Here is a 14,347-nt window from a genome sequence, read left to right as displayed (position 1 = left end):
TTAAAAGCTCGATAGACCGGGCTAGTCCCTATTCTACCGTCTTGGCCGAGTAGAACGCTTTCGCATCGGTGAGGAATGCCGCCCGCGACGACGGGTTGGTGTAGAACATGTGGCCGCCGCTATAGGTCTTCAGTTTCGCCCTGTCTGCTGCAAGCTCTGTCGGCAGGTGATTGATCACGTAGCGGCTCACACCATAGGGTGTCAGCGCATCGCTATGACCATGCACGACCAGCAGGCGGAAGGACGGGATGACCGAGAGGAGATCGCGGATATCCGTCGAAGCGCTGGCGAGCGCGCGAGCATCACCGCCACGGCTGCCGTTCCATTCCCAGCGACGGTTCACATCCTCGTTCAAAAGCGAGTAGGTCATGTCGCTTGAAAACTTCAGCTCGCCTTTTGCATAGGACGTGAACGCTGCGCTGTAGGCGCGGGTGTAACCCTCCAGAATGGGATCGTCGTTGCGCCCGTACGCGTCCTCGGGATAGGCGTCCGGCACGGCGTAGGATGCATCATAGGGGCTGACGACCCGGCCCGGTCCACCCATCTGCTTCCCGTAGACATCGCCGACGAGGCCTCGCGTTCTGGCAACGACCTCTTTCGGAATGCCCGTGAGACCAGCAATCTTTCCATAGAATGCGTCAGCCTCTTCTCCCGTCGGCGCAGCGCCCGCCACGGTCGGAAGATAGTCGCGCAACGCAAAGCGTTCGGCTTCGGCGAGCTTTTCAGGCGTGAAGCTTTTGGTCCGCTCCATCTCGGCTGCCGCAAGCGAGGGCAGTTGCAGTGCGGCGCTCAGCGGATCGTCGGAATTTGCGAGGAACCGGCCTTCGATAAACGGCGAGAGCATGATGATGCCGGAGGGGATGATGCCCTGGCTATTCTTCATCGCGATCGCGACTTTCGCCGCGCGGAACCCGCCATAGCTTTCGCCGACCAGATATTTTGGTGCATTCAGCCGGTCGTTCTTCTGGACGTAGAGCGAGATCACCTTGGCAAGGCTGTTGGCATCCTGACTTACGCCGTAGAAATTCTTGGCGACATCGTCGCTGGCGGCGCGGCTCCACCCGGTGCCAACCGGATCGATCATGACAAGATCGGTAAATGCCAGCCAGCTTTGCGGATTGTCCCTGATCTGCGGCGTAGTGCCGTCGTTGCCGTTCTTGCCGAATTCGATGATCCGCGGGCCCAGCAGGCCGAGATGCAGATAGGCCGACGCTGCGCCCGGGCCGCCGTTGAAGGCGAAGGTGAGCGGACGACCCGGCGTCCGATCCTTGGCGACATAGGCCGTGTAGAAGATCTTGGCCGTTCGATTGCCGTCCTGGTCGAACAGGTCAAGCGTCCCGGCGGTCGCTGTATAGGGCAGATCTGCGCTGCCCTCGGTTTTCAGAACATGCTCGGTCGTGCTGTCAGAGGGGATGAGCGAGAATATGCCGGGGGGCTGTTGCGCCCCAACCGGGGCGGAAAGCGCAAGAAGCACCAGGATGGATGCAAGGATCCGGTAAAGACGCAAAGCTGTTTCCTCCGTGACGGCTATATCAGTCATGTAGGGCGGCATGACCCATCCGGGAAACTCAATTCCGCTTGAGGCTCAAGTCAGCCCGCCAGTCGTCCGCCCTGCAGAGGCCGTGGCGCACCTGTCGTCGTCGGAAAACTGATCGGCAGACCGCGCAGCACGCGTACGGCGAGGAATGCGAACAGTTCCGCCTCGACGGCATCGCCCCGCCAGCCGAATTCGTCGGCGGACACGGCCTCGACGCCGGCGCGCTGTTCGAGCATCGCCATGATCGTCGGGTTGCGACGCCCGCCTCCGGCCACGATCAGCCGTTTCGGACGTCTCGGCAATAGATCGAGCGCCTTGCCGACCGCTGACGCGGTAAAGGCTGAAAGTGTGGCCGCGCCGTCTTCCGGCGAAAGCCCGTCGGCCATAGCAGCGGTAAACGAATAGCGGTCGAGCGATTTCGGGTAGGGCGCGGTCATGTACGGATGCTGAAGCAAGCGTGCCAGACGCTCCTCATCGACCTTGCCCGAAGCACCAAGCGCGCCGTCCCTGTCCATCTCGCCAAGCCCGAGCGATTTGATGAAATCGTTGAGCGGGGCGTTGGCCGGGCCGGTATCAAAGGCGATCACCAGATCCTCGCCATCCCACCAGCTGATATTGCCGACACCGCCGAGGTTGAGAACGGCGCTATCTCCCGATCGATCGACGCCACGCAGCAGCGCCGCGTGATAGACCGCGGCAAGCGGTGCGCCCTGACCACCGGCGCGAACGTCCGCGGTTCTGAAATCATAGGCGACCTTGCAGCCCAGGATCGACGCCATCAATTCGCCATCACCGAGCTGCCGCGTGTCGCCGAGGCGTTCCCGGGTCGGTGCACGGTGGAGAACGGTCTGGCCGTGAAAGCCGACAATGTCGATATCGGCCATCGTCATGCCGGCGCTTTCAACAAGATCCTGCACTGCGCGCGATTGCGCCCGCGTCAATGCCTCCTCGGCCACGGCGAAGATCGCGGGCTCCGGTCCTTCGAATTCCCAGACGCGCGCTTGGGCGAGCGTTTCCTCGAGAAGAGACCGGATCTCGGGCGGATAGGGCGCCAACGTATAGGCGCCTGCTGTCTCCACCGTTTCGCCGTCGGTCTTCAAGAGCGCAACGTCGATATTGCCGTCGAGGACGGTCCCGGTCATCAGGCCGACGGCCCAGATTGGCTCCATTGGAGATCCCCCTCGAGTTCAAGCGACGCAATTACCCGGGAGTAACAGAGACCGCCATCGCCCTCAACGTCCGAAGCTGAATTCCTCCAGCGTCTCTGCCTTCATCTCGATCGAGAAGCCGGGCATTTTCGGCGGCATATAGGCGGCGTTCTCGATGACGCAGGGTTCGAGGAAATGCTCGTGCAGGTGATCGACATATTCGATGACGCGGCCTTCCATCGTGCCGGAAACCGCAACGTAGTCGATCATCGAGAGATGCTGGACATATTCGCAAAGGCCGACGCCGCCGGCATGCGGCCAGACCGGGAGGCCATATTTGGCGGCAATCAGCAGGACGGAGAGAACCTCGTTCAGCCCGCCCATGCGGCAGCTGTCGATCTGCACGATATCGATCGCACCCTCGGCGATGAACTGCTTGAACATGATACGGTTCTGGCACATCTCGCCAGTCGCGACCTTCACCGGCCCGATCGCCTGGCGGATCTTGCGGTGACCGGCAATGTCATCGGGGCTGGTCGGCTCCTCGATGAAGAAGGGCTTGCAGAAGGCAAGCTTGTTGACCCACTCGATCGCCTGATCGACCTCCCAGACCTGGTTGGCATCGATCATCAGGTAACGATCGGGGCCGATCACCTCGCGTGCGATCGTGAGGCGGCGAATGTCGTCTTCGAGGTCGCGTCCGACCTTCATCTTGATATGATCGAAACCGGCGTCGATCGCTTCCTGGCAAAGTCTGCGCAGTTTCTCGTCATCATAGCCAAGCCAGCCTGCCGACGTCGTGTAGCAGGGGTACCCCAGGCTTTCGAGAATGGCGATCCGTTCCGGCTTCCCTGCCTCTGCCTTTTTGAGAATGGCGAGAGCCTCGTCGCGTGTGAGAACGTCGGTCAGATAGCGATAATCGACGATATCGGCGATCTCTTCCGGCGACATGTCCGCCACGAGACGCCACACCGGCTTGCCTTCTTCCTTCGCAAGCAGGTCCCAAAACGCGTTGACGACGGCGCCGGTCGCAAGATGCATGGCTCCCTTGTCGGGACCGATCCAGCGCAACTGGCTGTCGCCGGTCAGGTGCCGCCAGAATTTCCCCGGATTGGCCTTCATCATCTGCGTGTCGGCGCCGACGACAAGGTGGCGCATCGCCTCGATCGCCATGCAGCAGATGTCGTTGCCGCGGCCGATCGTGAAGGTCAGGCCATGACCCTTAAGCGCTTGATCGTCGGTTTCGAGGATCACATAGGCGGCCGAATAATCCGGATCCGGGTTCATGGCATCGGACCCGTCGAGACTCTGCGAGGTCGGAAAGCGCAGGTCGACAACCCGCATATCGATAACTTTGGCCATAACTATTCCTTCCGCTGGTCGGCGGTTCAAGATGATCGGGTTGTGCGCCGTAAACGACGGCAGAGGATTGAAAGGCTCAGATGGTCCAGCCGCCGTCGATGGCGAAGGCCTGTCCGCTCGTATAGGTGGCCGTGGCAAGGTAGACGGCGAGATCGGCGATTTCTTCCGGCGATCCAAGACGGCCCATCGGCTGGCGGGCGATGAAGGCGGCACGGGCGGCATCATAATCGCCCTGGGCGCGCATGCGGTCCTGAAGCGACGGGCTTTCCACTGTGCCCGGGCAGATCGCATTGCAGCGGATGCCTTGCGTCACGTAGTCGGCCGCGACCGATTTGGTCAGTCCGATCACAGCCGCCTTGGTCACGCCATAGGCGAAGCGGTTCGGCACGCCCTTCACGCTGGACGCGACCGATGCCATGTTGATGATCGCGCCATCCTTGCGCTCCAGCATGCCCGGCAGCACGGCACGGATCGTGCGGATCATGGCGCGTACGTTGAGGTCGAAGGCAAAATCGAGATCGCTATCCGGCATCTCCAGCACCGAACCGGCGTGCACAACGCCGGCGCAGTTGAAGAGCACATCGACCTGACCGATATCAGAGACGCAGGCCTTGACCGCGTCCTCGTTCAGCACGTCGAGCTTTGCCGTCGTCAGATTGTCGAGCTTCGGCAACTCGGAAAGAGCCGTCTCGTTGATGTCGGTGGCATGAACCTTGGCGCCTGCCGCGATGAAGGCAAGCGCACTGGCGCGGCCGATCCCCTGACCCGCCGCGGTGATCAGAACTGTCTTGCCATTCAGATTTGCCATCGACTTCAACTCTCCTCTCTGCATGTCAGTCATGATGGAAAACCTCTTCCATCATCGCCCACCATTCGCCCTCGGCCCTCGTTTCCAAAGGCTTCTGGCAGGGAATGGTAAAGGCCCACCATTCCTGGTTCTTCTCGTCGGCCGCCATCCGCGCCATGTCTGCCGCGAAATCGGTGCCGTGATATTCCCATGTGCCGAACAGGAGGTTTTCCGGTTCGCGCAGGAAGATCGTATAGTTCCTGATGTTGCAGCGGGAAATCAAGTCGAGGATTTCCGGCCATACCGCCGCGTGCAGTTCCCGATACTTTGCAAGCATCTCCGGCTGCACGCCGATCATCATTCCCATGCGCTGCATGACTTACTCCTCAGGCGACTTCAATGAGCGCCTTGACCACCGCCTGCGCGGGGTCCGTCAATTTGGAAAACCGGTCCGGCACATCCGAAAGGTGCATGCGGTGCGAAATCAAGGCATCCGGTACCTGGCCGGCGCGCATCGCGTCCATCACCCGCTCGAAGTCCGCAATCGTCGCGTTGCGGCTGCCGAGGAGCGTGGTTTCGCGCTTGTGAAACTCTGGATCCGAAAAGCCGATCGTGCTGGAGACGATCGACACCAGGACATAGGTGCCGCCATGTCCGACAAAGGAGAAGCCGCGCTCCATCGCCTTCGGGTTGCCGGTCGCGTCGAACACTGCGTCAAAGAAGTCGCCGTTGGTGATGGCGGAAAGCTGGTCGGTGTCGTCAGCGGAAAGCGCGACCGTGGACGTAATGCCCAACTGGCTCTTGGCGAAATCAAGCCTGTCCGCACGACCGTCGATGACAGTTACCTCGGCGCCTTCAAGCTGCGCAAAAATCGCGACCGATAGGCCGATCGGGCCGGCGCCGACGACCAGAACCTTTTGTCCCTTTTCGACCCGTGCGCGGGCGACCGCATGCGCGCCGATCGCCAGAAACTCCACCATGGCGGCCTGATCAAGCGTCAATCCGTCTGCCTTCACGGCAAACTGCTCGGGAATGCTCAGATATTCCGTCATGCCGCCATCGCGATGGACGCCGAGCACGCCGATATTGCGGCAGCAGTTCGTCTTGCCCTTCAGGCAGGCATTGCAGTGGCCACAGGAAATGTAGGGGATGATCGAGACGATATCGCCGACCTGAAGCGAGCTTCCCTCGGGCGCTTCCTCGACGGTTGCCGCCAGTTCATGGCCCATGACGCGCGGATAGGAAAGATAGGGCTGGTTGCCGGTGAAGATATGCAGGTCGGTGCCGCAGACGCCGATACGCCGCACCTTCAGAAGCACCTCGCCTTCGCCACGTGCGGGCTTGTCTCGCTCGATCGCCGAAAGTTTGCCCGGTTCATCGCATATGATAGTCAGCATCCTAGATCTCTTTCAGTCGATAGAAACGTTTGGCATTGCCGCCGAAGACGGACGAATGGTGCTCTTGCGGGACGATATCCAGGCATTGCCGGAGCCACGCACCGTATTCCCCGGCAAGCCTCAGGACCGGCCAGTCGCTGCCCCAGATGACGCGATCCGGTCCGAACAGGTCGAAGATCGTTTCCGCATAGGGGCGCACGGATTGCGGCTTCTGGTCTCCCGCTTCGGTCAGAAGGCCCGATAGCTTGCAATGCACATTCGGCAGGGCCGCCAGCGCTTTCATGCGGGCGTACCAGTCGATAAACCGTCCCTCCGCGATCGGCGGCTTGGCGCCGTGATCGATGACGATCGGGAGTTCCTGATGGCGCCGCGCGAAGTTGCAAAGCGGTGCCAGATGCCTCGGAAGCACAAGGGCGTCGAAGACCAGATCATGTTCGATCACCGTAGCGATACCGATATCGAGCGCGGGATCATCGATCCACCGGTCATCAGCCAAGTCCTGCAGCATCGGGCGGAAACCCTTCAGCTTGCGGTGGCTTGCCAGCTGTCCAATATTTTCCTGCACATCCGATGCTTTCAAATCCGTCCAGCCGACCACGCCCAGGATGAAAGGGTGGTTGTCGGCGAGATCCAGCATGAACTGCGTATCGGCCTGCGTCTCCATCGTCTGCACCAGCACGGTGCCATCGACGCCGGCCTCTTCCAGCAACGGCCGCAGATCGTCCGGCAGGAAATCCCTGTGAATGGCAGCGAGCTCGGGCCCCGGCCATTGGTCTGTCCGGTCGGCGATCCGCCAGAAATGCTGGTGGGCATCAATGCGCATCGATCAGGCTCCGATGCCGGGAAGTGGTGTGCCTTCAGCCAGAAGCCCGCTTTCCCTCAGACGCGACCAGAAGGAGGCAGGGATTTCCTCGGCAAACCAGTCGACATTCGAGGTGATCTGTTCGGCATTGCGGGCGCCGGAGACGATCGTCGCGACAGCCGGATGCGCCAGCGGAAACTGGAGTGCGGCCGCCTGCAACGTCACGCCTTCTTCCTCGCAGACGGCACGCAACTGCTCGACGCGCGCAAGGATCTCAGCCGGCGCTTCGGTATAGTTGAACTTCTTGTTGCCGGCGAGCAGCCCCGAATTGAACGGTCCTGCGGCAACGATCGCAACACCTTGCTTCGCGCATTCATTCATAAATGCGAGGCTGTCCTGTTCAAGCAGCGTGTAGCGACCGGCGAGCATCGTGCAATCGATGTCGAAAACCTTCATCGCGTCGGCGACGACTTCCCATTCGTTGACGCCGAGGCCGACAGCCTTGGTCGACCCTTCGTCCCGCAACTTGCCCAGCGCACTGAAGCCGCCGCCATCGGTCAGTTGCTGCCAGTAATGGTCGTGGCGGTCGCCATGCGTCATGCGACCAATATCGTGAATATAGAGTATGTCGGGCTTCAGGATTCCAAGGCGCTGCTGGCTCGCCTCGAAGGACCGCAGAATGCCGTCATAGCTGTAGTCGTAGACAGGACGGAAGGGGAGGGGTTCGGCGTAGCCGTCCTCTTCCGGTCCAACCGTCTCATCCGGCGTCATGACGCGGCCAACCTTGGTGCTCAGAACATAGTCTGCGCGGGGAAGATCGGTCAGCATCGTGCCAAGGCGGCGTTCGGAGCGGGTAAAGCCGTAGAAGGGAGCGGTGTCGAAATAGCGGATACCGGCATCCCACGCGGCACTGAAAGCGCCGGCGGATTCCGCATAGGGCGTGACGCGATAAAGGTTGCCCATCTGGGCGCAGCCGAGGCCGATCAGCGTCACATCCAAATCGACACGCGGGAATTTGCGGGTATCACTGGCGTTCATCGGGCAACCTTCATTTTATCACTGCAGAGAAAGACGATACGCGCCATTCGCGACGCGTATCGAGGCGGGGAGGCTTAGTAGAGAACGTTCTTGGCTTCCGGCTTGTCGATGTTGTCCTTGGTGACGACGACGACACCCGTATCGACAAACTTCTCGACCTTTTCCTTTTTCAGGAGCTTGGAGATCGTCTTGACGCCGAGATCGCCCATCTGGAACGAGCCCTGGACTGCGATCGCCTGAAGCGTGCCGTCCTTGACGAATTCCTGCAGATCCTGGTTACCGTCGAAGCCGATCGCGACGAGCTTGCCGGATTTGCCGGACTGCTTGATGGCGCGGCCCATGCCGATTGCCGTCGGCTCATTGGCGCCGAAGATGCCCTTAAGGTCGGAATTTGCGGCCAGAACGTCCGTGGTTTGGTTCAACGCCGTCGCCATCTGCGACTGCGAGTAGAACGGGCCGACGATCTGGAGCTTCGAGTTTGCCTTGATATAGTCAGTGAAGCCACCGACGCGGCCGATCTCGGAGCCGGCACCTGCCACATAGGACATGACGGCGATCTTGCCTTCAGTGCCGACCTTGCCGATCAGCGCCTTGGCAGCCAGTTCGCCGGCGGTCTTGTTGTCGGTCGCGAGGAACGACTGGTAATACTGTTCCGACCCCTTGCTCAGCATCGAGTCCACGATCACGACCGGAATACGGGCTTCCCAGGCCTTTTTCACGGCGGGGATCAGCGCGTCCGGATCGGACGGCGCAAGCACAATTCCGGCGACGCCGCGGTTGACGGCGTTTTCGACCATGTTGACCTGGTCAGCGATGGCGGATTCCGATGCCGGACCCTGGAAGGTCATCGTATTGCCGGCGCCGACTTCCTTCATGGCGGCATCTGCGCCCTTCTGGACGTTCTGCCAGAAGGTCGAGTTGACGGTCTTGACGATGACGGCGATCTCGGCTGCCTGTGCAGAGGCCGCACCCAAGATCATCGCCGAGGCAAGCAACGCGGTTGCTAGTTTCTTCATGTTCAATCCTCCTCAAACGGACGGCGTTTTCGCCGCCCCGGGGAACTCCCACCCCCATTGTCGCGGAAAAGGGTCCGCACCCTTCTTCACCGGCGGTTGCGCAGTTGATCGATCCAGACGGTGATCAGGATGACGAGGCCGATGATGATCTGTTGTGTGAAGGCGGAAACGCCGTTCATGTTAAGCCCGTTGCGCAGGATGCCGATGACGAAGGCGCCGATTGCCGTTCCGGAAATCGTGCCGACACCGCCGATCAGCGAGGTGCCGCCGATAACGGCGCTGGCGATGGCATCGAGTTCGTACATGACGCCTTCGTTCGGCTGGGCCGTCACGAGGCGGGACATCAGCACGCAACCGGTCAGGCCAGCGAGCGTGCCTGACAATATGTAGGTGAAATTGGTGACGCGGGCGACGTTGACACCGGACAGCCGGGCTGCATCCGCATTCGAACCAACCGCATAGATATGGCGGCCGAGCACGGAGCGGTTCAGCATGAAGGACACGGCAATCGCGATCACGATCATCAGGATGACCGGATAGGGGATGCCCGGGAAGACCACCGTCGGGAAGCCGTCGTCGCCGATGGTGACGACGCGAAACAGCGAGCCGTTGCCGAGCACGCCGAAGGATTCGCCAAGGCCGGAAACAGCGCGGGCACCGGTAATCTGAAGTGCCACGCCGCGGGCGATCAGCATCATGCCGAGCGTTGCGATAAAAGGCGGCAGTTTCATCTGGGTCACCAGAATTCCGTTGATCAGGCCGCACAGGCTACCAACGAGAATGCCGACGAACATGCCGAGCGGAACCGGCAGACCGAGCTCTTTCACGCAGAGAGCCGCGACGACGCCCGCAAGCGCGAGCACGGAGCCGACGGACAAATCGATGCCGCCGGTAATGATCACGCAGGTGGCGCCGATGCCGAGAAGGGCGATCGAAGTGACCTGCAAGGCGATCGTCATCGCATTGTTGACGGTAAAGAAGGCATTGCTGCTGAAGGAAAACACCAGCACCAGAACGAACAGGCTGCCGAGTGCGGCAAACTTCTGGATGATGTCCTTTTGCCGGTCGCTCAGCGAAACGCTGCGCGACTTCGAGGGTTCGGTAATATCAGCCATGCTTACTCCTTGCGCCAGCGTCCGCACCTGATGTCCGGCTGTATCCGGAGGCGTAGCGCATAATTTCTTCCTGGTTGGTCTTTGCCGTTTCCAGCACGCCGGTGATCCGGCCATGATGAAAGACCGCAACCCGGTCCGTCATGCCCATGATTTCGGGCAGTTCCGAACTGATCAGCACAACGCCGATGCCGTTTGCCGCCAGTTCGTCCATGATCCTGTAGATCGCGAGCTTGGCGCCCACGTCGATGCCGCGGGTTGGCTCATCGAAGAACAGGACCTTCGACTTGCGGAAAAGCCATTTGCCGATGATGATCTTCTGTTGGTTTCCGCCCGAAAGCAGCCGCACCTGCTGCCGGATCGACGGCGTGCGGATATTGAGAAGGTCGACATACTCGTTGGCGGCCTTGTCTTGCGCCTTGAAATCGATCAGCCCCATGCGATCGGAGAGCGCTTCCATGTTGGCAAGCGTCATGTTCGCATCAACAGGCATCTTGATCGCCAGTCCCTGCGCCTTGCGGTCTTCCGAGAGGTAGGCGATGCCCGCATCGATCGCGTCCCGCGGAGAGGAAATCGAAAGTGTCTGGCCATGCAGGGTGATCGTGCCGGCGTCGATGGCATCGGCGCCGAAAATTGCCCGCGCGACTTCCGTGCGCCCGGCACCCATCAGGCCTGCAAAGCCCAAAATTTCGCCGCGGCGAAGCGTAAACGAAATGTCTCTGAAGACACCGGTGCGATTGAGACCTTGCACCCCGAGAATAACGTCGTCACTTGGCGTCGAGGTTCTCTCGGGAAACTTTTCCTCGAGCGAGCGGCCGACCATTTTGGCGACGATGTCATCGACGGTTGTCGCGGCAAAATCGTCTGTCGCAATGTAACGACCGTCACGCAGGACGGTGACGCGATCGACGATCTCGGCCATCTCGTCGAGCCGGTGCGAAATGTAGACGACCCCGACGCCGGATGCCTTGAGATCACGGATGACCTTGAACAGAAGCCGCGTTTCCTGCTCAGTCAGAGACGAGGTCGGCTCGTCCATGATCAGCACTTCGGCGTCCAGCGACAATGCCTTGGCGATTTCCACCATCTGGCACTGAGCCACGGAAAGCCCACGAACGGAGACATCGGGGCTGATATCGACGCCGAGCCGGTCGAGGCAGCGCTTGGCATCTGCCCGAAGCTTCTTGCGATCGACCAGAAAGCCCCGGCGAGGCTCGCGGGCCAGATAGATGTTTTCGGCGACGGTCAGATGCGGAACGAGATTGAGTTCCTGGTGGATGATGGCGATGCCAGCGGATTCGGACTGCCGCGTCGACGAGAAATTCCGCTCTTCGCCCTTGTAGGTGATGGTTCCGGATGTGGGCTGATAAACGCCGCTGATGATCTTCATCAGCGTCGATTTGCCCGCGCCGTTTTCGCCGCACACGGCATGCACTTCGCCGCGGCGAAGGTCGAAGCTGACATCGGCCAGAGCTTTGACGCCCGGAAATTCCTTTGAGATGTTGTCGAGCCGCAGAAGTGCGTCAGCTGCTGGCACGCCAACGGCCGGGCGCAAACGCGCCTCGAGTACCGAATGATCGGTCTGCATCCTCCACATCCTCCTCTTGTCGCAAGCTTGCGACTGCCGGTCAGCTCCACCCATCCGGTCTGGCCAATATTGCTAAGCGGCCTTACCAAAATGGTCAAGCCAGTTTTGCAGTTGTGCTTGAAATTTGCTTTTACTTCCATAGAAGCCGCCTGCCAGCCCCGTCATTGGCCTTGCCAGTTCCACAGTGAACTAATATGGTAAGGCCAGTTTTGGAGCGCACATGAACGGAATACGAATCCCGGAACGCAGGCTTTACCAACAGATCGCGGATCAAATCCGTGCCCTGGTTCAGAACGGGCAGTTTCGTTTCGGCCAGCGCCTGCCGGCGGAACGGGATCTAGCGCAGCAGCTTGGCGTGTCGCGACCTTCGCTAAGGGAAGCGCTGATCGCGCTCGAGCTTGATGGCACCGTCGAGATCCGCATGGGGTCGGGCGTCTATGTCGTCCCGGCTGCCGAGCGGCGACCGGCCTGGTCCGGATCGATGGGAGAAAGCCCTGCCGAACTGATGCAGGCGCGTGCGACAATCGAGGGAGCCGCCATCGTTCTTGCTTGCGCGCGCATCACGAGCGACGGGCTCGCCTCGCTTCGTCAGACGCTTGAGGCAATGGCGATAGAGATCGAGGAGGGCCGCAAGCCGGTCGACCAGGATCGCCAGTTTCACCTGACGATCGCCACACAATCTGGAAACAGCGTCATCGGCCGCATCGTCGGCGACCTGTTCGACGAGCGGCACAGCCCTCTTTCCGCCCAGCTTCGGGAGCATTTCGAAACACCGGAAACATGGAGTTGCGCCCTCGCGGAGCATGAGGAAATCCTGACCGCGCTGGAGGCGCGTGACGGGCTGCTCGCCCAGGCAATGATGCGCATGCATCTGGAGGAATCGAAACGCCGCTGGCTTGACCACTAGCAGCGGAAAACCAAAACCAACCCCGATTTTGATACCTCCAGGGAGGAGGTCCATTATGAATGACATGACATCCCCGGTCATCGTGCTCAATACTGCCGATGACGTTGCCGTTGCCCGCCGGTCGATCCAGCAGGGTTCGCCCGTTGGTATCGAGGCCTTGATGGCGCGCGATCTGATCGGCCGTGGCCACAAGGTTGCGCTCAGGGCGATTGCGGCCGGCCAGGAAGTCAAGAAATATGGCCAGGTGATCGGTCTTGCGACGCAGGACATCGCGCCCGGCAATCACGTGCACCTGCACAATCTGGCCATGCTCCCATCCACCCATGAGCACCAGTTCTGCGTCGATGGTGGCGACCGCGCCCTTTTGCCGCTCGAGCAGCGCCGGACATTCATGGGTTTCGATCGCGGCCTCGGCGGCGCCGGAACGCGCAACTACATCGGCATCATTTCTTCGGTGAACTGTTCCGCCACCGTCTCCCGTTACATTGCGGACTATTTCAACCGCATGGGTGGGTTGGACGGGTTCGGCAATATCGACGGCGTCGTGGCGCTGACGCATAGCAGCGGCTGCGCGATCAACAACAAGTCGGAAGGCTATCGCCTGCTGATCCGCACCATCCAGGGCTATGCCCGTCATCCCAATTTCGGTGGGATCCTGATGATCGGCCTCGGCTGCGAGACTAACCAGATCGCACCGATCCTCGAACATTACCGTATGGAAGAGGGCGAGCGGCTGCGGACGATGACGATTCAGCAGCATGGCGGGACCAAGAAGACGATCGACGCCGCGATCGCCATCATCAAGGAAATGCTGCCCATGGTGAATTCCGCCGTGCGCACCGAGCAGCCCTTGTCGAAGCTGAAGCTTGCTCTCGAATGCGGCGGCTCGGATGGCTATTCGGGTATCTCTGCAAACCCGGCACTCGGCCATGCTTCGGATTTGATCGTCCGCAATGGCGGCACGACCGTTCTTGCCGAAACGCCTGAGATCTACGGTGCAGAACATCTGCTGACGCGTCGCGCGTCGACACCTGAGGTCGCGCAGAAGCTTCTGTCGCGCATCGATTGGTGGCGCGACTATACGGCGCGCAACGGTGACGAGCTGAACAACAATCCCTCCTACGGCAACAAGCTTGGCGGTCTCACGACCATTCTCGAGAAGTCACTCGGTGCTGTCGCCAAGGGTGGCTCCATGCCGCTGAAGGCGGTCTACGAGTTTGCCGAGACGGTGACAGAGCAGGGCTTCGTCTTCATGGACACGCCCGGCTATGATCCGGTCGCCGTGACCGGCCAGGTCGCCGGCGGCTGCAACGTCATCTGCTTCACGACAGGACGCGGCTCGGTTTCCGGCTTCAAGCCGGCCCCTTGCGTCAAGATCGCCACCAATTCCGAAATGTACGAGCACATGAAGGAAGACATGGACATCAACTGCGGAGGGATCGTCACCGGCGACGAGACGATCGAGCAGTCCGGCGAACGGATTTTCGAGCATGTGATCGCGGTCGCCTCCGGCGAAAAGACCGTGAGCGAGATCTACGATTATGGCGACAACGAATTCGTGCCATGGCAGGTCGGCGCCGTCACCTGACGGAAAACGGATATTGCCCGTCGTGAAAACCGTGCTTACACCTGAGCGATAAGCCAAGCATGGGG

Annotated in this window: 13 protein-coding genes; 2 read left to right on the top strand and 11 right to left on the bottom strand. The window is 60.7% G+C overall.

The annotated features are described in order from the left end of the window. Positions 1 to 28: 28 nt before the first annotated feature. The 11 genes from AC0JZ8_RS23370 to AC0JZ8_RS23320 form a co-directional block, all read right to left on the bottom strand. The gene (locus AC0JZ8_RS23370; RefSeq protein ID WP_471893705.1) at positions 29 to 1,540 is read right to left on the bottom strand and encodes a S10 family peptidase; all 1,512 of its coding nucleotides are present in this window, start codon (positions 1,538 to 1,540) and stop codon (positions 29 to 31) included. A 50-nt stretch (positions 1,541 to 1,590) separates the two neighbouring features. Beyond that, positions 1,591 to 2,706, bottom strand: a complete 1,116-nt coding sequence (locus AC0JZ8_RS23365) for an anhydro-N-acetylmuramic acid kinase (protein ID WP_471893704.1) — start codon at positions 2,704 to 2,706, stop codon at positions 1,591 to 1,593. Between the two features lie 63 nt (positions 2,707 to 2,769). Further along, positions 2,770 to 4,047: an L-fuconate dehydratase gene (locus AC0JZ8_RS23360; RefSeq protein WP_471893703.1), complete on the bottom strand. Its 1,278-nt coding sequence runs from the start codon at positions 4,045 to 4,047 to the stop codon at positions 2,770 to 2,772. A gap of 76 nt (positions 4,048 to 4,123) precedes the next feature. Then, a complete protein-coding gene (locus AC0JZ8_RS23355) occupies positions 4,124 to 4,855 on the bottom strand; it encodes an SDR family oxidoreductase (protein WP_092664239.1) in 732 nt (243 codons plus the stop codon). 25 nt (positions 4,856 to 4,880) lie between these two features. Continuing rightward, complete coding sequence (locus tag AC0JZ8_RS23350) at positions 4,881 to 5,210, bottom strand: L-rhamnose mutarotase (protein ID WP_113110060.1); 330 nt, start codon at positions 5,208 to 5,210, stop codon at positions 4,881 to 4,883. A 10-nt stretch (positions 5,211 to 5,220) separates the two neighbouring features. After that, positions 5,221 to 6,231 (bottom strand): zinc-binding alcohol dehydrogenase family protein, encoded by a 1,011-nt coding sequence (locus tag AC0JZ8_RS23345; protein WP_471893702.1) that lies wholly within the window; start codon positions 6,229 to 6,231, stop codon positions 5,221 to 5,223. Position 6,232: 1 nt separating this feature from the next. Next, positions 6,233 to 7,054 carry an amidohydrolase family protein gene (locus tag AC0JZ8_RS23340; RefSeq protein ID WP_471893701.1) on the bottom strand — a complete coding sequence of 274 codons (822 nt, stop codon included), beginning with the start codon at positions 7,052 to 7,054 and terminating at the stop codon, positions 6,233 to 6,235. A gap of 3 nt (positions 7,055 to 7,057) precedes the next feature. Then, positions 7,058 to 8,071 (bottom strand): aldo/keto reductase, encoded by a 1,014-nt coding sequence (locus AC0JZ8_RS23335; protein WP_471893700.1) that lies wholly within the window; start codon positions 8,069 to 8,071, stop codon positions 7,058 to 7,060. A 74-nt stretch (positions 8,072 to 8,145) separates the two neighbouring features. Continuing rightward, on the bottom strand, positions 8,146 to 9,087 hold the full coding sequence (locus AC0JZ8_RS23330; RefSeq protein ID WP_062458933.1) for an ABC transporter substrate-binding protein: 942 nt from the start codon (positions 9,085 to 9,087) through the stop codon (positions 8,146 to 8,148). Positions 9,088 to 9,173: 86 nt separating this feature from the next. Further along, positions 9,174 to 10,202 carry an ABC transporter permease gene (locus AC0JZ8_RS23325; RefSeq protein WP_062458936.1) on the bottom strand — a complete coding sequence of 343 codons (1,029 nt, stop codon included), beginning with the start codon at positions 10,200 to 10,202 and terminating at the stop codon, positions 9,174 to 9,176. Then, positions 10,195 to 11,787, bottom strand: coding sequence for a sugar ABC transporter ATP-binding protein (locus AC0JZ8_RS23320; RefSeq protein ID WP_471893699.1), 1,593 nt, complete (start codon positions 11,785 to 11,787; stop codon positions 10,195 to 10,197). The genes AC0JZ8_RS23325 and AC0JZ8_RS23320 overlap by 8 nt, the downstream gene beginning before the upstream one ends. 220 nt (positions 11,788 to 12,007) lie before the next feature. On the opposite strand from AC0JZ8_RS23320, the gene AC0JZ8_RS23315 reads away from it, so the two are divergent. Then, entirely contained in the window at positions 12,008 to 12,694 is a 687-nt protein-coding gene (locus AC0JZ8_RS23315; protein ID WP_471893698.1) for a FadR/GntR family transcriptional regulator, read from the top strand. A 55-nt stretch (positions 12,695 to 12,749) separates the two neighbouring features. Then, a complete protein-coding gene (locus AC0JZ8_RS23310) occupies positions 12,750 to 14,282 on the top strand; it encodes a UxaA family hydrolase (RefSeq protein WP_062458946.1) in 1,533 nt (510 codons plus the stop codon). Positions 14,283 to 14,347: the final 65 nt, after the last annotated feature.

The organism is Velazquezella soli, from assembly GCF_977018685.1.
This window is presented reverse-complemented; position numbering and strand designations above follow the sequence as displayed.